General features: G+C 67.7%; 15 protein-coding genes. 6 read left to right on the top strand and 9 right to left on the bottom strand.

The window, feature by feature from the left end; all coding sequences use genetic code 11:
* Position 1: 1 nt before the first annotated feature.
* Both UAJ10_RS28835 and UAJ10_RS28830 read right to left on the bottom strand, forming a co-directional pair.
* Positions 2-3,211, bottom strand: coding sequence for a helicase-related protein (locus UAJ10_RS28835; protein ID WP_322918822.1), 3,210 nt, complete (start codon positions 3,209-3,211; stop codon positions 2-4).
* Positions 3,208-3,741 (bottom strand): RNA polymerase sigma factor, encoded by a 534-nt coding sequence (locus tag UAJ10_RS28830; RefSeq protein WP_322918821.1) that lies wholly within the window; start codon positions 3,739-3,741, stop codon positions 3,208-3,210. Before UAJ10_RS28830 ends, UAJ10_RS28835 begins: the two co-directional genes overlap by 4 nt.
* A gap of 237 nt (positions 3,742-3,978) precedes the next feature.
* Here UAJ10_RS28830 and UAJ10_RS28825 point away from each other — a divergent pair.
* Positions 3,979-4,930, top strand: a protein-coding gene (locus tag UAJ10_RS28825; protein WP_322918820.1) for an IS630 family transposase whose coding sequence is annotated in 2 segments (ribosomal slippage) — positions 3,979-4,319 and positions 4,318-4,930 — 954 coding nt in all. Because the reading frame shifts where the segments join, the coding sequence is not laid out codon by codon here.
* Between the two features lie 218 nt (positions 4,931-5,148).
* On the opposite strand, the gene UAJ10_RS28820 is transcribed toward UAJ10_RS28825, so the two are convergent.
* Positions 5,149-8,913 carry a vitamin B12-dependent ribonucleotide reductase gene (locus tag UAJ10_RS28820; protein ID WP_322918819.1) on the bottom strand — a complete coding sequence of 1,255 codons (3,765 nt, stop codon included), beginning with the start codon at positions 8,911-8,913 and terminating at the stop codon, positions 5,149-5,151.
* Positions 8,914-9,523: 610 nt separating this feature from the next.
* On the opposite strand from UAJ10_RS28820, the gene UAJ10_RS28815 reads away from it, so the two are divergent.
* The 4 genes from UAJ10_RS28815 (at position 9,524) to UAJ10_RS28800 (ending at position 12,553) form a co-directional block, all read left to right on the top strand.
* Complete coding sequence (locus UAJ10_RS28815) at positions 9,524-10,540, top strand: putative bifunctional lysylphosphatidylglycerol flippase/synthetase (protein WP_322918817.1); 1,017 nt, start codon at positions 9,524-9,526, stop codon at positions 10,538-10,540.
* Positions 10,541-10,684: 144 nt separating this feature from the next.
* Positions 10,685-11,074, top strand: a complete 390-nt coding sequence (locus UAJ10_RS28810) for an NADH:ubiquinone oxidoreductase subunit NDUFA12 (RefSeq protein ID WP_004272057.1) — start codon at positions 10,685-10,687, stop codon at positions 11,072-11,074.
* A gap of 211 nt (positions 11,075-11,285) precedes the next feature.
* The gene (mlaD, locus tag UAJ10_RS28805) at positions 11,286-11,876 is read left to right on the top strand and encodes an outer membrane lipid asymmetry maintenance protein MlaD (protein ID WP_322918816.1); all 591 of its coding nucleotides are present in this window, start codon (positions 11,286-11,288) and stop codon (positions 11,874-11,876) included.
* Positions 11,873-12,553, top strand: a complete 681-nt coding sequence (locus UAJ10_RS28800) for a DUF2155 domain-containing protein (RefSeq protein WP_322918815.1) — start codon at positions 11,873-11,875, stop codon at positions 12,551-12,553. The genes mlaD and UAJ10_RS28800 overlap by 4 nt, the downstream gene beginning before the upstream one ends.
* Here the strand turns inward: UAJ10_RS28800 and aat are convergent.
* From aat to UAJ10_RS28770, 6 genes are all read right to left on the bottom strand, one after another.
* The gene (gene aat / locus UAJ10_RS28795; RefSeq protein WP_322919073.1) at positions 12,487-13,140 is read right to left on the bottom strand and encodes a leucyl/phenylalanyl-tRNA--protein transferase; all 654 of its coding nucleotides are present in this window, start codon (positions 13,138-13,140) and stop codon (positions 12,487-12,489) included. The genes UAJ10_RS28800 and aat overlap by 67 nt on opposite strands.
* Complete coding sequence (locus tag UAJ10_RS28790; protein ID WP_322918814.1) at positions 13,137-15,770, bottom strand: DUF2339 domain-containing protein; 2,634 nt, start codon at positions 15,768-15,770, stop codon at positions 13,137-13,139. Before UAJ10_RS28790 ends, aat begins: the two co-directional genes overlap by 4 nt.
* A gap of 139 nt (positions 15,771-15,909) precedes the next feature.
* Positions 15,910-17,259: an acetyl-CoA carboxylase biotin carboxylase subunit gene (accC, locus tag UAJ10_RS28785; RefSeq protein WP_322919072.1), complete on the bottom strand. Its 1,350-nt coding sequence runs from the start codon at positions 17,257-17,259 to the stop codon at positions 15,910-15,912.
* 19 nt (positions 17,260-17,278) lie between these two features.
* Positions 17,279-17,734, bottom strand: a complete 456-nt coding sequence (accB, locus tag UAJ10_RS28780) for an acetyl-CoA carboxylase biotin carboxyl carrier protein (RefSeq protein ID WP_322918813.1) — start codon at positions 17,732-17,734, stop codon at positions 17,279-17,281.
* Between the two features lie 120 nt (positions 17,735-17,854).
* Positions 17,855-18,313 (bottom strand): type II 3-dehydroquinate dehydratase, encoded by a 459-nt coding sequence (gene aroQ, locus UAJ10_RS28775; protein WP_322918812.1) that lies wholly within the window; start codon positions 18,311-18,313, stop codon positions 17,855-17,857.
* A 228-nt stretch (positions 18,314-18,541) separates the two neighbouring features.
* On the bottom strand, positions 18,542-19,324 hold the full coding sequence (locus tag UAJ10_RS28770; RefSeq protein WP_322918811.1) for a DsbA family protein: 783 nt from the start codon (positions 19,322-19,324) through the stop codon (positions 18,542-18,544).
* Positions 19,325-19,595: 271 nt separating this feature from the next.
* Between UAJ10_RS28770 and UAJ10_RS28765 the strand changes: the two genes are divergently transcribed.
* Positions 19,596-20,600, top strand: a complete 1,005-nt coding sequence (locus UAJ10_RS28765; protein ID WP_322918810.1) for a DUF3369 domain-containing protein — start codon at positions 19,596-19,598, stop codon at positions 20,598-20,600.
* The last annotated feature ends 42 nt before the right edge of the window (positions 20,601-20,642 follow it).

The following is a 20,642-nucleotide window of genomic DNA, read 5'->3' as shown; positions in this document are numbered from 1 at the left end:
GTCAGTGCTCCACCCGAAGCGTTCCTGAAGCGACGCGCCGAGGAAGGATATCGGCACGCCGCTCCGCTGCGGCCAAATCCTCAAGCGCTTCCTGGCGATCGGCGTTCGCGCGCGCGAGCTGGCCCGTCCGCATGCGCCGGATACGATCTTCTGAGGCTGCGGCTAGCTGCTCCTCGAGGATTGCAACCCGCGCCCGGTGACTGGCCTCAAGGCTGTCGCGCCTGAAACGTGCAATCTCAGCGGCCTCGGCTACATGCGCCGCGCGTCGGCGCGCCCAGAGTTCGTGGTGCCAGCTTTCGAGCCCCTCGATTGTTGCGCTGTCCGGGGGCGCGACGTCCGATGCATCGGCCGCCGCAGTAAAGATATCCATGAAGGCCGCGGCGACAGCCGGATCCTCGACAACGGGAACGAGCATTGCGTCCTCCCGAAGGCCGCGCATTTGCCATTGGTAGATCGCAAATGAATGGTCGCCGACCGGGAGCGTCGGATCGTTCACACGCAATGTGACCATGACTTCCTCATCGCGGGCGAACGAGCGGGCTGCAGCCTGGGTGAGAGGGTGGACGGGCGTGATGAACGCCAGCGAGCGATCGTCGTTTGCGGCTTCGCGATCGAAGGTCAATGCGAGGGTTTGCTGATCGCCCCGGAGCCAGGTCTCCCACTCCCGGTCTGCAAGGCTAAGTCGGGTGCTGCGGGCGCGAGGCGGAACAAGCCTGCGACGGGCATCGGCAGCGAGCCGAAGGCTCTTGACCGGGCCCTGACCACTGATCGGGTTGCGGCCAACGTCCAGCGCACGTTCAAGATGGAGGCCGACCAAACGCTCAATCGCGGCCGGCTCTAGCCAGCGGCTCGACGCCTCGGCAATTTCATCGTTCATGCGCGAGCGTTCAATGCGAACGCCAAACAGCTCTGCCTCGCGTTCCTCCAATGCATCGGTTTCGATGACCTGGCGAATTTCATTGTCCGCAAGCTGTTGAAGACGTGCCTGCCGCTCCTCATCGGTGAGGAGAAAGTCGTCGGCCACTGCCTGAAGCCGGCCGGCGATCTCACCTAAGATCGCCTCACTGCCTCCGATCGCGCGCTCGAACACCCCAATGCGCAACAGGCAGCGCTGGAAGATGTCGAAGTCCACCGTGCCGGGCGTCACGAAGTTATAGATCGCGACTGTCTGGCTGGATTGCCCGTAGCGATCGATACGCCCGATGCGCTGCTCGATCCGCATTGGGTTCCAAGGGATGTCGAAATTCACCAACGCGTCGCAGAACTGAAAATCGAGACCCTCAGAGCCCACTTCCGACGACAGGAGGATATCGATCGCGCCAGCGTGATCGGGCGGAAGAGCGAACGCCTTGCGGAAAGCGCGTCGGTCGTCGTCGGCGATCCCGCCATGAATGAGACCCACGCGAACGCCGCGCTGGCGCAGCGCCTGATCCAGATAGAACAACGTGTGTCGGAAAGAGCTGAACACGAGTAACCGGCGGTTCGGCATGCCACCCTTTTGAGTGACGATATCGAGAAGCGCCGCCAGCTTGGGATCGTCGTTGGGCAGCGCGCGTGCACGTTCCACGATAGCCGCGATCTCTCCACGGATCGCATCGACCCCGTCGTCACCATGCTCCAGCGCATCGTCGTCGATCTCAACGAGTTCGAGGTCGCTGAGACGTCGCGTCAGGATATCTTCGAGGAACGGGACAAGGCCGTGCAGTGAACTGGCCGCCTGTCGACGGATCGTCGTCATGAGGAAGCCGAGAGGGCCGGCGCCGTGCTTCCTCAGATAAATGGCTCGCTGGAGCGCCAGCAGATCGTCGTGAACGGCCTTCTGTTCGATCGTGAACGGCACCTCGACCGTGCGCGCCTTGCGGCTCGTGAAGTTACCGATATCGCGACGGCGCGTGCGACTGATCATCGACGAAAAGCTGTGCATGGCCTCGGCCGGACGGATCAGGCGAACACGATCTTCGTCATTGGATGCGCGGCGCGTCGCAGCAACGAGATTGCGATATTCCGGCGAAGGCGCGAGCATCACGCGGCCCCAGTCGGTGCTGGCAGCGTCGTTGAGCTGCTGGATCGCAACATCCTGCCAGCCCGGCGCCGCGCCTCGGATTGCGGCGATCGCCGCGTTAATGGCTTCGTTTGGCTCCGCCATCCGTTCGAACGTCGGCCGGTCAATGACCAAGTCCGGCCGCAGAAGGTTGAGCAGCGAGAACAAGTCGCCGGTGCCGAGTTGAACCGGCGTCGCCGTGATCAGCACTACCGCCTCAGCGTTGTCGGCAAGGATGCGTAACCCTTGATGGAGGCTCGTGTCGGTATTGCGCGCATTATGAGCCTCGTCGACGATCAGGAGATCGAAGCGGGGCGGTGTGTCGAGCGTGCTCAGGCCCGGGCCACGGGCGCCGCCGCGACCAGGATAACCCTGCAGGAGCCTTTCGTTGACCAGCGAGAACGGCAGGATTGCCCGCGAGTAGCGATCCGGCCACTCGCCTTCGAGATCACTTTGGTTAAGGCAGTAGTGCAGTTCATCACTACCGAGCGTGACAAATTCCTCATCAAAACGCCGCATCTCACGATGCCATTTCTCCTCCACGACCAGTGCCTTCGAACACACGATGAGCACCGAGCGCAGCGGACGGCGCGCTTGCAACTCGCGAAGCAGGAGACCCGCTTCGATTGTCTTGCCTACGCCCACTTCATCAGCGACCAGCATCCGCGGCCGATCGGCGCGGATAAACTTAAGCACCGGCCGGAACTGATACGGAATGAAGTCGATGCGGCCTGCCTGAAGCGAGTACAGATTTGCAATGCTTGGCTCGGTCAGTTGCAGAGCCGTCAAGCGCGCATTGAACTCGCTTAACGTTGCTCGAACCGCACCAGGCGCAAGGTCGGCGCGCGTGACTTGGCTCATGTAGAGCGTCTCGAGACGCCCATCGATAAACACGCTGAGGCGTGTCTCACGGTTACTCGGTGTGATGCCGGTAATCACACCGATGCGTGCTGGATCAGACCGCAACGCGACGGTCTCACCGATATTCAACGGCAGCGACGGTCGGACAGCATCAACGCGGGTCGCAATGATGTCGCGCACCTTGCGCTCCAGAGCGTCAACGTCGACGCCATGCGCGCGAGCAGTTTCGACGATCTCTTCGTCGCTGGCGTCGAGAATGCCCTCGGCAATCAGCGCGAGGACCTGATCAGAGTCTGGTGACGTCGTCATATGATCCATCCGGGTTTGAATTGGCGTCTGAGCGTTCGGGTCATCCGGCGGCGGGCCGTGTCGTAGCCCGTCGCATCGAGACCAAGCTGTTCGCACGCCTGCTTGCGGCTCGTCTGGGTCAGGATGTGGTCGAAAATCCCGAGGGCTCGGGTGTCGCCTAGAAGCGCTTCACGCATGCGCTGGGTCAGATTGATAAAATCGTGATCGGCTTCGTCTGCGGCGATGTTGTCGAGATCCGCTATATGATCCGCTGCTAGCGGTTCACGGGCGTCCTCGTGACGCCATTGGCTGGCGATGCTCCGCATGACCTGCGACAGGAAGGCATGGAGCGTTACGTCCGCAGGCCAGGGCCTATCCCCAGACAGCACCCGGACCAATGCCTCGTTCAGCAGGTCTGCGGCGTCGCGGCGGGGGATGCCACGGACCCATGTTTCGGCGAGACCCGCAAGTCGCAACAAATCCGCTTGCCGCTGGCGACTGAGGAGCCGCCCGACTTCTTCAAGGGAGAGATGATGGGATTCGTCAGCCATGATCCTTGCAGCACATCCGTTCATCTACATTGCGAGGGACCGGAGCAAAACGGGAAGGCCGGCCGAAAATTTTTTTGGCCTGCACGTCGATTATTGCCGCGACCTTGACGGATGGGCGGACAATACCCACCCCGCCGAGCCCCTAGAGCATTTTCTCCTCTATCAGAATCGAGAGGGATTCCCTTGGGGGGTACAAATCTGATTCAACATCAGGGCTGGAAGTGGAGGCCAGCCCTGATGACAGCACCTCTTTCCAATGATCTTCGCACGCGGCTGATTGCAGCGGTGGATGGCGGTCAGTCCTGCCGATCCGCGGCCAAGCGTTTTGGGGTTGCGGCGTCGACGGCGATCAAATGGGTGAACCGTTGGCGGGAAGAGGGGCACGCAAAGCCCCGGGCAATGGGCGGTGATCGGCACTCGCACCGGATGGAAGCCCATGCCGAGGAGGTCCTGGCGCTGGTGAGCAAGACGCCGGACATCACCTTGGCGGAGATCGCCGCCCATCTTGAGCGGACGCACGGCCTCCAGGTGGCGCCCAGTACGGTCTGGCGCTTGCTGGATCGCCACGACATGACCGTCAAAAAAAACGGCGCACGCGAGCGAGCAGCAACGGCCCGACGTTCTGCGGCGGCGACACGCTTGGTTCGATCTTCAGCCGGACCTTGATCCCCAGCGCCTGGTCTTCATTGATGAGACCGGGGCCTCAACCAAGATGGCCCGCCTGCGCGGGCGGGCTCCCCGTGGCCAACGATGCCGGGCGCCGGTTCCGCACGGCCACTGGAAAACCACCACGTTCGTCGGCGCGCTGAGGCTGGAAGGCGTGACCGCCCCCATGGTCCTGGATGGTCCGATGACCGGGCCCGCCTTCCTGGCCTACGTCCAGCAGGTGTTGGCGCCAAGCTTGGTGCCGGGGGACGTCGTCATCATGGACAATCTGCCCGCTCACAAACTGGCCGCCGTGCAGGCCGCTGTCGAAAGCACCGGTGCCAAGCTTCGCTTCCTACCGCCCTATTGCCCCGACTTCAATCCCATTGAGATGGCCTTTTCAAAGCTTAAGGCATTCCTCAAAAAGACCGCCGCCCGCACCAAGGAAGACCTCTGGGCCGCAATCGGCCAGGGGATCGACACCTTCTCACATGACGAATGCATCAATTACTTCGCCGCTGCCGGATACGGCCTCAATCGATAGGAAAATGCTCTATGCTGCGAATCCGTTTAGGGGGGGCAAAAACTCGAGACTGCGCCAGTGTCTTAATGGTCCCTCGCAGGGTGAAAGATTCTATCTTGGAAAGGAGAATGGCCGCACCCGGGCGGGTGCGGCCATTCTTTCTGACGTTTGCGGCCAAACTAGCTGACGTTTGGCCAAACTCTATGACGCTTCATAGTGGTTCACCGCCTGGGGGCAGTTCAGCTGCACCCCGTCGTGCTGCCGCAGGTGTCGCACTTGAGGCACGTACCGTTCCTGACCAGCGTCATGTTCTGGCACTCGGGGCAGGGGTCGCCTTCGTAGCCTTTGGCACGGGCTTCCTTGACGCGTTCCCAGCGGGCGTCGCCGCCGCCGGAGACGGCGCCGCCGTAGCTGGTGCCGGTCACCACCTTCTCGGCGCGGCTCAGGGCCGAGAAGGCCTGGGCGGCGCCGTGGGTGCCGGTGGCCACGTGGGTCTCGACACTGGCGGTGGCGGTGGCGGTCGCGGTGGCCGTCTGGAAGGCGGCGACGGCACGGCCGGCCTGGCCGCCGGGCAGGACCCGCAGGTTGGGCAGGTTGTTGCGGACATAGCCGGTGGAGGTGATGCGCGCCACGGCGTTCAGCGTCTCCTCCGCCACCTCGGCCGCGTGCGGCGGCAGGTCGCTCTGCTTCACACCACCGCCCATGGTGTCGGGCAGGATGTCCTCCGGCGTGGCGTGGGCCAGGTCCGTGCGGGACAGATAGCTGATGGCCAGTTCCCGGAACACATAGTCCAGGATAGACGTCGCCATCTTGATGGCGTCGTTGCCCTGCACCATGCCGGCCGGCTCGAAGCGGGTGAAGGTGAAGGCCTCCACATACTCCTCCAGGGGCACGCCGTACTGCAGGCCCAGGCTGATGGCGATGGCGAAGTTGTTCATCAGCGAGCGGAAGGCGGCGCCCTCCTTGTGCATGTCGATGAAGATTTCGCCCAGCTTGCCGTCCTCGTACTCGCCGGTGCGCAGATAGACCTTGTGGCCGCCCACCATGGCCTTCTGGGTGTAGCCCTTGCGGCGGTGGGGCAGGCGCTCGCGCTGGGCGCGCACCACCTTCTCCACCACCTTTTCCACGATGCGCTCGGTCACCACCTCGACGCGGGTGGCGACCGGGGCCTCCAGCACGCGCTCCAGCGTGGTCTCGGCGACGTCTTCCTCCTCATCCTCCTCCAGCACCTGGGCGTTCAGCGGCTGGGACAGCTTGCTGCCGTCGCGGTAGAGCGCGTTGGCCTTCAGGCCCAGGCTCCACGACAGCATGTAGGCGTCCTTGCACGCCTCCACCGTGGCGTGGTTGGGCATGTTGATGGTCTTGGAGATGGCGCCGGAGATGAAGGGCTGCGAGGCCGCCATCATGCGGATGTGGCTTTCCGCCGACAGGTAGCGCGTGCCGATCTTGCCGCACGGGGTGGCGCAATCGAACACCGGCAGGTGTTCGGCCTTCAGGCCCGGCGCGCCCTCCAGGGTCATGGCGCCGCAGCAATAGACGTTGGCCGCCTCGATCTCCGCCTTGCTGAAACCCAGGTGGGACAGCAGGTCGAAGCCGAACTCCTCCAGCTTGTGCGCCGGCACGCCCAGGGCCCCGGTGCAGAAGTCGACGCCCAGCGACCATTTGTTGAAGGCGAACTTGATGTCAAAGGCGTTGGCCAGGCCGGCTTCCAGCTTCTCCAGCTGTTCCGGGCCGAAGCCCTTGGCGGCCAGCGTCTCATGGTTCACGCCCGGCGCGCCCTTCAGCGTGCCGTGGCCCACGGCGTAGCGCTCGATGCGGGCCACGTCCGTGGCGGAATAGCCCAGGCGCGCCAGCGCCTCCGGCACCACGCGGTTGATGATCTTGAAATAGCCGCCGCCGGCCAGCTTCTTGAACTTCACCAGGGCGAAGTCCGGCTCGATGCCGGTGGTGTCGCAGTCCATGACCAGGCCGATGGTGCCGGTGGGGGCGACCACGGTGGCCTGGGCGTTGCGGTAGCCGTGCTTCTGGCCCAGCTCCAGCGCCTCGTCCCAGGCGCGGCGGGCGGCGGCGATCAGCCGCTGGTCGGGGCAATCCTCGGCGTCCAGCGGCACCGGGGTGACCGACAGGCCTTCATACCCCTCGCCGGCGCCATAGGCGGCGCGGCGGTGGTTGCGGATGACGCGCAGCATGGCCGTGGCGTTGGGGGCGTAGCCGGGGAAGGCCCCCAGCTCGCCCGCCATCTCGGCGGAGGTGGCGTAGGCGACACCGGTCATGATGGCGCTGATGGCGCCGCAAATGGCCCGGCCCTCGGCGCTGTCATAGGGGATGCCTTCGGCCATCAGCAGGCCGCCGATGTTGGCGAAGCCCAGGCCCAGGGTGCGGTACTCGTACGACAGGCGCGCGATCTCCTTGGAGGGGAACTGCGCCATGAGCACGGAGATTTCCAGCGCCACCGTCCACAGCCGGCAGGCGTGGCGGAAGGACTCGGTGTCGAACGAGCCGTCGGCCCGGCGGAACTCCATGAGGTTCAGGGACGCCAGGTTGCAGGCCGTGTCGTCCAGGAACATGTATTCCGAGCAGGGGTTGGACGCGTTGATGCGGCCGGACTCGGGGCAGGTGTGCCAGTCGTTGATGGTGGTGTCGTACTGCACGCCCGGGTCGGCCGACTGCCAGGCGGCGTGGCCGATCTTGTCCCACAGGTCGCGGGCCTTCAGCGTCTTGGCCACCTTGCCGTCGGTGCGGCGGATCAGGTTCCAGTCGCCATCCTCCTTCACCGCGCGGATGAAGGCGTCGGACACGCGGACGGAGTTGTTGGAGTTCTGGCCCGAAACGGTCAAATAGGCGCTGGAATCCCAGTCCGTGTCATAGGTCTGAAACTCCATCTCCGTATAGCCCTGGCCGGCGAACTGGATGACCCGCTGGATGTAGTTTTCCGGGATCATGGACTTGCGGGCCTCGATGATGGCCCGCTTCAGCGCCTTGTTCTTCGTCGGGTCCAGGCGGTCGGCATCGGGCCCCAAGCCCTCCGTCGCCGCCGCCATGATGGCGTTCAGGTGCTTGTTGGCCAGCTTGGACCCGGCCACCAGGGCGCAGACCTTCTGCTCCTCCACCACCTTCCAGTCGATGTAGGCCTCGATGTCCGGGTGGTCCAGGTCCACCGTCACCATCTTGGCGGCGCGGCGGGTGGTGCCGCCGGACTTGATGGCGCCGGCGGCGCGGTCGCCGATCTTCAGGAAGCTCATCAGGCCGGAGGATTTGCCGCCGCCGGCCAGCCGCTCCCCATCGCCGCGCAGGCGGGAGAAGTTGGAGCCGGTGCCGGAGCCGTACTTGAACAGGCGCGCTTCGCGCACCCACAGGTCCATGATGCCGCCCTCGTTCACCAGGTCGTCGGCGACGGACTGGATGAAGCAGGCGTGCGGCTGCGGATGCTCATAGGCCGACTTGCTGGCCACCAGCTCCCCGGTCTTGAAGTCGACGTAGTGATGGCCCTGGGCGGGGCCGTCGATGCCATAGGCCCAATGCAGGCCGGTGTTGAACCACTGCGGGCTGTTGGGGGCCGCCATCTGGCGGGCCAACATGTGGCGCATCTCATCGAAATAGGCGCTGGCGTCGGCCTCGCTGTCGAAATAGCCACCCTTCCAGCCCCAATAGGCCCAGGTGCCAGCCAGGCGGTCGAACACCTGGCGGGCGGAGGTCTCGCCGCCCACCCGCTCCTTGGCGGGCAGGCCGGTCAGCGCGTCCTCGTCGGCCACCTGGCGCCACAGGAAGGACGGGACGTCGTTCTCCTCCACCTTCCTCAGGCGGGCGGGCACGCCGGCGCGGCGGAAATACTTCTGGGCCAGGATGTCACAGGCCACCTGGCTCCAGTCCGCCGGCACCTGGATGTCCTTGGCCTGGAAAACCACCGAGCCGTCGGGGTTGCGGATCTCGCTGGTCGCCGTGCGGAAGGCGATCCCCTCGTAAGCGTCCCGACCGTCGACCGTGAACCGTCTCTCGATGCGCATGGTGCCCCGACCCCCGAATGAAATGCCGCGATGGTGGGGTGGGTGTCGCGGCGGCGCCGATTCCGGAGATCGTTGTCCGGACCTGGGGTCCTGGAAACAGGCAAAACCACCCCAAAACCTGGGCTGGTCCCCGGTGCTCTACGCCGCGACAGCACCCCTAGATGCTGTATGTCGGGGAAGCGTATGCCACCAAGTTTCGACCATCAACGACATTTTGTGGTCTCTAAAGGGGAGGTGCATACGGGTTGTGGTTGACTCTTCGGGTAGGGGGCGATTCTTCAACGAAACCGAGCCTTTCATGGTTTTGGCTCACCCTGGTTCGCAAGCTGAAGAATGCGTCCGGGCGTCCACTTCTCAGGCAGTGCGCCCGGCGGCCCCGGAACAGTCGGGGGGCGCCGCGCTTTTGGGTTTCCAACCCCCCAGGAAGATGGCAGGGTGCCCGTCCGGCACCGACCGTGGTGCGGCGTCTTGGCCCTTGTCTTTGAGAATCCCTGTCCCGAATGCCCCCTGAGCGCAGCCCAGACCAGCGCCCCAACCGACCGACTTATCATCACCCGGTGGTCATCGATCCGGTGGCGCGCGCCCCGGCGGGGAAAAAGCGGAAGGAAGCGTGGTGGATGACAAGGTGGTGGGCGGTGATGTGGCCAAGCCCAACTGGATGAAGCGCCTGACCACCCTGGTCACGGCCCTGGTGCTGGTGGGCCTGGTGGTGCTGGCCATCCGCCATGTGGCGCGCGACTTCCGCCCGGCGGAGGTCTGGGCCTATGTCCAGCTGCTGCCCTGGGCGCGGGTGGCGCAGGCCGCGGGCCTGGTGGCCGCCGCCTATCTGGTGATGACGCTCTACGACGTCTCCGCCCTCAAATACCTGGGCATCAAGCTGCCCTATCGCACGGTGGGCTTCGGCAGCTTCGCCGGCTACGCCATCTCCAACAATGTCGGCTTCGCCGTCATCAGCGGCGGGTCGGTGCGCTATCGCGTCTATTCGGTGGCCGGCCTGTCGGCGGCCGACATCGCCAAGATCGTCGTCTTCTCCACCACCACCTTCACCCTGGGCATCACCTTCACCGGGGCGCTGGGTGTCGCCATCGGGCCCGAGGTGGGGGCCGGCCTGCTGAACGTGCCGGCCTGGCTGCTGCAGGGTGTCGCCGGCCTGGTGCTGGTGGGCCTGGGCGCCATGACGGTGGCGGCGGCCGTGACGCACAAGCCCGTGCGCCTGTGGCGCTGGTCCTTCGCCCTGCCGTCGTCGGGCGTGATGCTGTCGCAGATCGTCATCGCCTCGCTGGAGATCCTGCTGTCGGCGGCGGCGTTGTGGACCCTGCTGCCGCCGGAAACCGGGGTGGGCTTCATGGAATTCACCGCCCTGTTCTGTGCCGGCCTGGCCATCGCCATCGTCAGCCACGTGCCCGGCGGCCTGGGCGTGTTCGAGACCATCCTGCTGCTGGGCCTGCGCGACCATGGGCCGGCGGGCGGCGCCATCGGCGCCTTGCTGGCGTATCGATTCCTTTATTATGTGCTGCCCCTGGTCCTGGCCGGCATCCTGTTGCTGACCTGGGAAATCCGCGCCGACCATGGCCCCGTCGCCGCCTGGCGGCGCTGGCGGGCGCGCAAGGCCGGCCGGTCCCGATAGACGTCACGCGGGGGAGCTACCCGCTGGCTGCGGCTCCTCAGCGTATGGACGCGGGGGGCCGAAACTGCCATAGTCCGGCCGGTCCGTTTCGGGGGGCCCGCTGCCAGGCGCTTGGCCCTGTTCACACTTTTCTGGTTTTGGCCCATGACCCAACGCATCTCCATCCTGACCTGGCTGTCCCAACTGTCGATCCGCCTGCTGATTTCCCGGCGGGGTGAGCTGGTGGGCACCGACCGGTTCGGCAACCGCTATTTCCGGGAAAAGAAGGCGCGTCCGGGCATGAAGGTGCGCCGCTGGGTGCTGTTCGCGGGTGAGCCCGAGGCGTCGGCCGTCCCGGCCGAGTGGCACGGCTGGCTGCACTATTCCATGGAACAGCCCCTGCCGGAGAACAGCGCCTACCACAAGCCGTGGGTGAAGCCGCACGAGGCCAACCAGACCGGCACCGTGGACGCGTACCGTCCGCCCGGTCATACCTATGAAGGTGGCCACCGCGCCGCCGCCACCGGCGATTACGAGCCCTGGACTCCCGCGTAAGGGACCCCCGCGTAAAGGGGGTGCCGGCCCGCAGGGTGTGGGGCGCGTCGCCGACGGTGGCGCTGCCCCGGCATCGTGACAGGGTGGATGACAGGGCTGGGGACCGGACCATGGCACCGGCGTCCCCCCGACAGGCGTCGGCCAAGGCCCCCCGTGGGGCCTTGCGTCTTTCCGGACCTGTCCTATTTCTAGGGTTTTCCAGAGGAAGCGAATGCGCAGCAATGTGATCGAGACCGTGCTGGGGGCCGTCGTCCTGGTGGTGGCGGCGTTCTTCCTCTATTTCGCCTACACCACGGCGAACGTGCGTGCCGTGTCGGGCTATGCCCTGCAGGCCCGCTTCGCCAGCACCGGCGGCCTGACGGCCGGCAGCGACGTGCGCATCAGCGGCGTTAAGGTTGGGTCGGTCACCAAGGCCTACCTGGATCCCAAGACCTACCAGGCCGTCATCGAGATGCAGATCGACAGCCAGGTGAAGCTGCCCGAGGACACCAGCGCCGGCATCGCGTCCGAAAGCTTGCTGGGCGGCAAGTTCCTGAACCTGCAGCCGGGTGGCGAGGAAGAGATGCTGAAGCCCGGCGGCCGCATCCAGTACACTCAGTCGGCGGTGAACCTGGAAGACCTGCTTGGCCGCTTCATCTTCAGCGCCGGCGGCAACAACGCCGGCAAGGGTGGCGACGCCGGCCAGGGTCAGCAGAACGGCGGCCAGCCCGCGCAGCCGGCCCCGCAGGGGCAGCAGCCCGCCCAGACCCAGCAGCCCAAGGCCGACCCGTCCAAGGGGCTGCTGAACGGCGGCGGCAAATGAGCCAGCGCCGCCTGCTGCTGGCGGCGGCCTCGTGCCTGGTGCTGGCCGCCGCGGCCGGTGCCTGGGCCCAGAACGTGCCCCAGCCCGCACCCACGGGCAGCGCCCCCACCATACCCGGTACGCCGCCGGCCCCGCCGGCCGCGACTCCGGACCAGAAGAAGTCCGGCGACCAGGCCCCGGAAGAGCAGCCGCCCACCAGCCAGCCCGTGACCGGCCCCGGCGCCGCCGGCCAGCCGCCGCAGCAAGCCCCGGCGGAGGGTGCCGCCGCCCCGGCCGAGGGTGCCGCCTCACCCGTCACGCCGCTGCCGCCCCTGCCACCGCAGCCGGCCGTGGCGCGCACGTTCGAGGACATGAAGATCGCCGTGCTGGGCGGCCTGGACAAGGTGACGGGTCGCGTCTCCACCGTGGAGATCGCGGTGGGCCAGAGCGGCCGCTTCGGGCAGCTGACGGTGGCCGCCCGCGCCTGCCGCAAAACCACCCCCATCGAGGAACCGGAATCGGCCGCTTTCCTGGATATCGTGGAGGCCAAGCCGGACGATCCGGCGGCCAAGGTCTTCACCGGCTGGATGTTCGCCTCCAGCCCGGCCCTGTCGGCGATGGAAGACCCCGTCTATGACGTCTGGGTGGTGGACTGTAAGAACCCGGCGACCAAGGCGCCTTCGTCCAAGCCGCAGTGAAACCGCGCCGGCCGGGGAAGCGCCCTGGCCAGCCGCGCCTGATACTCGGCGCGGGGGATCTCCCTCGCCCCGAACTGCGACAGGTGGCTGGTGACGAACTGCGTGTCCAGCAGGCTGTAGCCACCGGCGCGCAGCCGGGCCACCAGGTGGACCAGGGCCACCTTGCTGGCGTCCGTCTCGCGCGAGAACATGCTCTCCCCGAAGAACGCCCCGCCGATGGACACGCCGTAGAGGCCGCCCACCAGCCGGCCCTCGCGCCGGCATTCCACGGAATGGGCCCGGCCCTGGCGGTGCAGGCCGACGTAGGCCTCCAGAATCTGGGCGTTGATCCAGGTGTCCGGCCGGTCGGTGGTGGATTCGCCGCAGGCCCGCATCACCCCTTCGAAGTCGGTGTCGACGCTGACCTGGAAGCGCCCCTGGCGCACGGTGCGCAGCAGGCGGCGCGGCGCGTGGAAGCCGTCCAGGGGCAGGATCCCCCGCTCCGGCGGGTCGAACCAGAAGATCTCGTCGTCATCGGCCAATTCCGCCATGGGGAAGACCCCCATGGCGTAGGCGCGCAGCAGCAGGTCCGGTGTCAGGCGCATCAGGGGATTCCCTCTGGCGCCCGTGCCGGCGCGAACACCACCCGCTGGTAGACATAACCGATGCCCATGAGGCACAGGCCCAGCCCCAGGAAGGACAGGATGCGCAGCAGGCCGGTCAGGTCGGCCATGTCGGACAGGAAGACCTTCAGCACCGTCACCAGCAGCACGGCCAGCGAGGCGTAGCGCAGATCGGCCCGGCGCGTGCGCACCCCCAGCGCCAGCAGCGCCAGGGCGAAGGCCAGCCAGGCGGCGGAATAGCTGTACCACTCCGCGTCCGTCCGCTCCCCGCCATGGGCCCACAGGGTCAGGGTGCTGCCGTGGAAGGCCTGGCGCACCTCCAGCGACACCCAGGTGAAGGCCAGGACCAGTACCAGGATGATCAGGGCGCGGCGCGCCAGCCCGGCCTCCCGCCGCCAGGCCGCCAGGCCGAACAGCAGGGCGGGCAGGGCGTAGACCAGCAGCAGCAGGTTGAACACCGGCCAGGGCCCCACCGGCTCCACCGCCCACAGGGGGTTCAACATGCCCAGCTGCACCAGCACCACCTGGGCCGCCGCCACCCGCACCAGGATGCGCGCCCCCCAAGGGGCGACCGGCCCGGCTAAGGCGCTCCGCCGGCCGGTCAGGACCAAGGCCACCGCCAGGAACAGCACGCTGCGCAGGCTGGTGGGCAGCAGGGCGAAGGGGTCGCTGGCCAGGCGCCCGGTCTGCATCACCTGGATTTCCAGGCAGGCGAACAGCAGGCCCAGCACCAGGGCGGCGGCGGCCAGCCCTTGCCTGGGCCGGTCGTCCCGCCGCCGTCCCAGCAGCCAAGCGCCGGCGGCGCAGGCCAGGGCCGGCGCGCCATAGCCCCACAGCAGCCAGTTGAGGGGGGAGGTGCCGTTCAGCGGATAGTCCAGCAGCCAAGGGTTCAGGGTCAGGCGCGCCACCACCACGACCGCCATGGCCACCGCGCCGCGCCGCAGGGCGTCGGCCAGCGGCGGGGCCGTCGTGCGGCTCTCGATCAGCGCCGCCGCCGGCACCAGCAGCGACAGCGCCGCCGTCAGCCAGGAGGCGCGCAGCAGGGCGGCGAGCGCCAACCCGGCCAGGGCCAGGGTCGCCAGGACGAAGGCGCCGGGCATGGGCTGCGGGCGGTCAGCACCTCCCGCCCAGGCGGCGGCCCAGGCCATGCCGCCGGCCAACGCCACGGTCCCGCCCGCCCAGGCGAGGTCCGGCAGGACGCCGGCATGATCAAAGGTCCAGCCAGCCCAGGCCAGTCCCACCAGGGGCAGGGCGGCACTCCATGCCCAGGCCCGGGGCAGGCGATGCGTGCCGGCCAGAGCCCGCAGGCCCGCCGCCGCGAAGCCCAGGCCGAAGGCGGCGGCCACGCCCAGCTGGGTGGGATAGGACAGGTCGGCGGCGCGCACGGTGTACCCTTGCGCCAGCGCCAGCGTGACCAGCAGGGCGGCGATGGGCGCCAGCGCCTCCGTCACCTCCGGCCGATGGGATGGCGCGCGCGCGGCGGTGGCGGCCAGCAGGGCCAGTGCCGCCAGCCCAGCCACGCCGATGGCGTCATAATCGGTGGCCACCAGCAGCAGCCAATCCAGCACCATCGGCAGGCCGCCCAACGCGGCGACGATCCAGGCGTCGGTGACGACCGGCCGTTCCCGCCGCAGGTCCAGCAGGCCGAAGCCCAGCCCGGCGGCGGACAAGGCCACCAGGAACAGGGCGATTGGGGCGGCCGCCGCGTCATGCGAGGCGGCGGAGACCACCCACAAGGCCGCCCCGGCCAGCACGGGCAGGCCCAGCCATGCCGCCGGCAGGCGCCAGCTGACAGCCAGGGTGGCGGTGTTCAGCAGGGCCAGATAGCCAAACAGCGCCCAGGCGGAAGGGTGGTCGCTGGGCACCAGGGCGGGCACGGCCAGGCCGCCGCCCAGACCCAGCAGGGCGATGAAGGCGCCGGGGGACAGCCCGTCGCCGCCGCCGTGGCGCAGGGCCAGCAGGAAGGCCACGGCCGATAGGGCGCCCAGGCCGGCGAAGGTGGCGCCGGGGCCGATCAGCCCGTGCAGGGCGTGCGCGGCGTAGACGCAGGCGAAGGCGATGGCAAGGCCCGCCGCGGTCAGGGCCGCGGGGATGGAGGCGGCGGACAAGGGCGCCTTGGTCGTCGTCGCCTCCCCGGTGCGGCCGCGCATCACGTCGCCAACGACGGCGAGGGCCGCGCCGAACAGGCCGCCCAGGGTCAGGCGCACGGCGGGGCCCAGCAGGCCGTGGTCCACGGCGTACTTGGCCAGGAACACGCCGGCCAGCGCCACGGCCAGGGCACCCAGCCATACCAGCCAGCGCGTGCCCAGCGCCTGTTCCAGCGACGGGGCGGCGGGCCGAGCGGCGGGTTGGGGGATGGCTTCGGGAATGGGCGCCGGCGGCAGTGGGGGGGCCTGGACAGGCGGCGGGCTGTGGGCTGGGGATTCTTCCGGGGCAGGGGATTCCGGGGCCGGTGGCGGCGCCATCTCCGGCTGGGCGCCCCCTTCCAGGTGGCTCAACCGGCGGGTCAGCGCCTCCAGCCGGGCATTCATCTCCGCCAGACGGCGTTCCGACTTTTCACTGCGGATCAGGGCCCACAGGGCCACCATCAGGGCGATGAAGACAAGAAAGGCCATGCCGGTCCCAGGGTCGCGCTCAGTGACAGGAAGGGTAGTGCATTTCCCCGGTCCGCGCAGGCCCGGAAAAGCGACGGGCCCGGGCCGACCGTCACGGTCGATCCCGGGCCCGCGCTCAAGCGGTGCCGAAGGATGGGAATTAGCCGGCGGGCTGGTTCTTCATCCATTCCTCCAGCCAGCGGATGTCATAGTCGCCGTTGATGAAGTCCGGCTGGGCGATGATGCGCTGGTGCAGGGGCAGGGTGGTGTCGATGCCGCCGATGACGAATTCCTCGATGGCGCGACGCAGGCGCATCAGGCACTCGTTGCGGCTGTTCCCGTGAACGATCAGCTTGGCGATCATGCTGTCGTAGTGCGGCGGCACGCGATAGCCGTCGTACAGGGCGCTGTCGACGCGCACGCCCAGGCCGCCCGGGGCGTGGTAGCCGTCGATCCTGCCCGGGCTGGGGGCGAAGGTCACCGGGTTCTCGGCGTTCACGCGGCACTCGATGGAATGGCCGTTGAACTTGATGTCGTCCTGGCCATAGCCCAGCGGCGCGCCGGTGGCGACGCGGATCTGCTCGCGCACCAGGTCCACGCCGGTGACCATCTCGCTGATGGTGTGTTCGATCTGCAGGCGGGTGTTCATCTCGATGAAGTAGAACTGCCCGTTCTCGTACAGGAACTCCATCGTGCCGACGCCGCGGTAGCCGAAGGCCGCCGCCGTCTTGGCCGCCAGGTTGCCGATGAAGGCGCGCTCTTCCGCGTTCAGCGCCGGCGACGGCGCCTCTTCCACCACCTTCTGGTGGCGGCGCTGGATGGAGCAGTCACGCTCGCCGAAATGCACCACGGTGCCGTGGTGGTCGCCCAGCAGCTGGATTTCGATGTGGCGCGGCTTGGCCAGGTACTTTTCCATGTAGACCTGGTCGTTGCCGAAGGCGGCGCGCGCCTCGCCCCGGGCCAGCTGATAGGCCTCCCGCAGCTCGGATTCGCTCCAGGCCACCTTCATGCCCTTGCCGCCGCCGCCGGCCGCCGCCTTGATCAGGACGGGGTAGCCGATGCGGGCGGCGTTCACCAGGGCCGCCTCCACCGTCTCCACCGGGCCGTCGGAGCCGGGGACGACCGGCAGGCCCAGGTCCAGCACCGTGCGCTTGGCCGTGACCTTGTCGCCCATGATGCGGATGTGTTCCGGCGACGGGCCGATCCAGGCGAACCCGTGCTCCTCCACCATCTGCGCGAACTGCGCGTTCTCGGACATGAAGCCGATGCCGGGGTGGATGGCGTCCGCCCCGGTGATGGCCGCCGCCGACAGGATGGCCGGAATGTTCAGGTAGCTTTCCTTGGCCGAGGGCGGGCCGATGCACACGCTCTCGTCCGCCAGGCGGACGTGCATGGCGTCGGCGTCGGCGGTGGAATGCACCGCCACGGTTTTAATGCCCATCTCGCGGCAGGCGCGGTGGATGCGAAGCGCGATCTCGCCGCGATTGGCGATCAGGACCTTTTCGAACAGGCCGCCCATGGTCAAACCCTCACTCGATGATCAGCAGGACTTCGCCGTATTCGACGGGCTGGGCGTCGCCAACCTGGATCTGGGTCACGGTGCCGGCCTTGGTCGCCTTGATCGGGTTCATGACCTTCATGGCCTCGATGATCAGCAGGGTCTGGCCCACCTTCACCGCGTCGCCCACTTTCACGAAGGTGCCGGCACCGGGTTCCGGCGCCAGGTAGGCGGTGCCCACCATGGGGGACTTCACCGCGCCCGGGTGTTGGGCCGGGGGCACGGCGGCCACCGGGGCGGCGGCGGGGGCCGCGGCGGCCACCGGGGCGGCGGCCACGGCGACCGGTGCCATGGCGGCTGCCGGCGCCGCGCGGGACAGGCGGATGCGCTTTTCGCCTTCCGCGTATTCGATCTCGGTGAGACCGGTCTCGCCGAGAAGCTCGGCCAACTTGCGGACGAATTCGCTGTCGAGTTCGAAGGTCGCCATTGTCATGATCCTGGGTACTGGGCTGCGGTTAAGCCGCCGATGGGTCGATCGATTTGTTGGGTAGGCCGGTTGCCCGTGGGTGTTGCGCCGGTGCCGGCGTTACGATTGCCCTGTCACGGGTCACGCTGGGGATGGGCTGTCGATCAGGCGGGCCGCCGCCTGCAGCGCCAGCAGGTAACCCTGCGAGCCGAAGCCGCAGATGACGCCCTTCGCGACCGGCGACACATAGGAATGGTGCCGGAACGGCTCGCGCCGGAAGATGTTGCTCAAATGCACCTCGACCACCGGCAGGCCCACGGCGCTCAGCGCGTCGTGGATGGCGATGGATGTATGTGTGTACGCGCCGGCGTTCAGGATGATGGCGTCGTGTTCGCCACGGGAATCCTGAATCCAGGTGACCAGTTCGCCCTCATGGTTGGACTGGCGGAAATCCACCTCCAGGCCCAGGCGCGCGGCCGTCTCCTGGCAAGCGTTCTCGATATCCTCCAGCGTCTCCGCGCCATAGATGTGCGGCTCGCGAATCCCCAGCATGTTGAGGTTCGGACCGTTCAGGACCAGGACGGAGGGCGCGATGGCCAAGGGTGTATCGCCTTTGCGTACGTACGTCTCAAAAACCGAACGTGCGGGGGTATGCGTCCCCCGCGCGGCGTTCGTCGAAGGCCGCTTTATAACACGGGCAGCAGCGGGGGCAAGAATCCACGCACACATGAGGCGGGGCCCGTCCATGCGCCCCGCTGTCCGCCCGTCGCCCCGAAAACCGGCCTGACGCCTGCTGGCATGACCGATCGGGGACCAGCCGTCCGGGGATCAGCTCTTGGCGCTGCGGGCCTTGGCGAACAGATCCTTGAAGGCGTCGGCGCCGATGGCGCCCGGCACCAGGGTGTTGCCGATGACGAAGCCGGGCGTGCCGTGGATGTTCAGCGCGTCGGCCAGCGCCAGGTTGGCGTCGATCTCCTTCTGCACCGCCGGGGACTCCATGTCCTTGGCCAGGCGGTCGGTGTCGGCGCCGGCGTCCTTGGCGATGGACAGGATGCGGTCCTTGTCCAGCTTGCCGGTGGCGGCCATAAGCGCCGCGTGCACGGTGTCGTACTTGCCCTGCATGTTGGCGGCCAGGGCGGCCTTGGCGGCGATGACCGACGCCGGGCCCAGGATGGGGAATTCCTTGTAGACGATGCGGACCTTGCCGTCCTTCTTGATGGCGGCGTCCATCTCCGGCTGGGTGTGCTTGCAATAGCCGCACTGGTAGTCGAAGAACTCCACCATCGTCACGTCGCCCTTCAGGTTGCCGCCCGCAGGAGAGGTCTTGGAGGCGAACAGCTCATCCTTGTGCTTCACCAGCGCATCGGCGGCGGCCTTGGCCTCCTCCGCCTCGCTCTTGTCCTGCAGGGCCTGCACCGCCTCGGCGATCACCTCGGGATGGGCCAGAAGGTAGTCATGGACGATCTGTTCCACCTGCGCCTTGTCGTAGGGGCCCTTGTCCGCCACCGGCTTGTCGCTCATCGGCTTGTCGGCGGCGAAGACGGGGCTGACGACCGCCAGGCCGGCGAGCGCCACGGTGGCGTAGAGGGTGGCGGCGATGGTACGCGACATCGAGACGAACTCCGGTTTGCGGCCCGAACCTTCGGGGAACGGCGAAGGCCGGCAGCATGGACCAGCCGGCGGCGGGGCGCAATGCCGCAAGCCTTGGCGGAGGCCGGGTGCGGCGTCGTGCGCGAAGGGGTCGCCGCCTACGTTCGTAGGCTACCTATCGTCGCGCTTGCCAGGGCGGCGGCGCTGTGCGGTCATGGACGGGTCCGGGGTCACGAGGGATCACGCCGGCGGGGATGCGTTTCCACGCCCGGGCACGACGGTGGGGTTGGCCATGACCATGGCGGATGATGACGACGATTTCCTGTTCCAGGATGAGGAAGAGGACGAGGCCGACGAGGTTTCGGAACTGGTTCCGGGCATGCCGCCCTGGCAGGTGCTGATCGTCGACGATGATCCCGAGGTCCATGCCATGACCCGCCTGGTCATGCGCAAGTTCGCCTTCCAGGGCCGCGGCCTGGCCTTCATCTCCGCCTATTCCGCCGCCGAGGCGCTGGACGTCATGAAGGGGGAGCACGACATCGCCATGATCCTGCTGGACGTGGTGATGGAAAGTGATGACGCGGGCCTGAAGCTGGTGCCCCGCATCCGTGACGAGCTGGGCAACCGGGCGGTGCGCATCATCCTGCGCACGGGCCAACCGGGCCAGGCGCCGGAGGACGCGGTGATCGCCGGCTATGACGTGAACGACTACAAGGCCAAGACGGAACTGACCGCGCGCAAGCTGGTCACCGCGACCATCACGGCGCTGCGCGCCTATCACCACATCCGCACGCTGGAACGCTCCTGCCTGGGCATGGAGCGCGTGGCGGGCCTGGGCCTGTGCCAGATGGCCCTTTCCGGCCCGTCCTCGGCCGCGGGCGCCGCCTTGGACCAGATGGCCGAGGTGCTGGAACAGCCGGCGGACGGCTTGTTCTGCGTCATCTACGGCAGCGACCGGCTGTCGGCGCGCATCCTGGCGGGACGCGGGCGCTATCAGGACGCGGCCGGCCATCCCCTGGCCACCGTGGCGGACACCGGGGCCTTGGCCACCGCCCTGCGCAGCCCCGGCGACTTGCGGCACCAGTTCACCGACGACGCCATGACGCTGGCCTGGCCGCTGACGCCCCAGGCCTCCAGCGGCGGTGGCGCCCACGCCGGGGCGGTCGCCATGCTGCACCTGCATCTGGCACGCCCCCTGGATGAGATCGCGCGCCGGCTGGCCCTGCTGATGATGATGCGCATCGCCGACGCGCTGGTGACCGCCTGGGCCCTGGAACAGGCACGCGACCCGGCCTGATAGGCCTCCAGTGGACTGGGGCGGCGCGGTAGATCAGCGCCC

This window comes from Nitrospirillum guaranorum (assembly GCF_034653275.1).
Lineage (GTDB): Bacteria > Pseudomonadota > Alphaproteobacteria > Azospirillales > Azospirillaceae > Nitrospirillum.
Note: the sequence above shows the minus strand (reverse complement) of the source record. Positions and strands in the feature narration are given on the sequence as shown.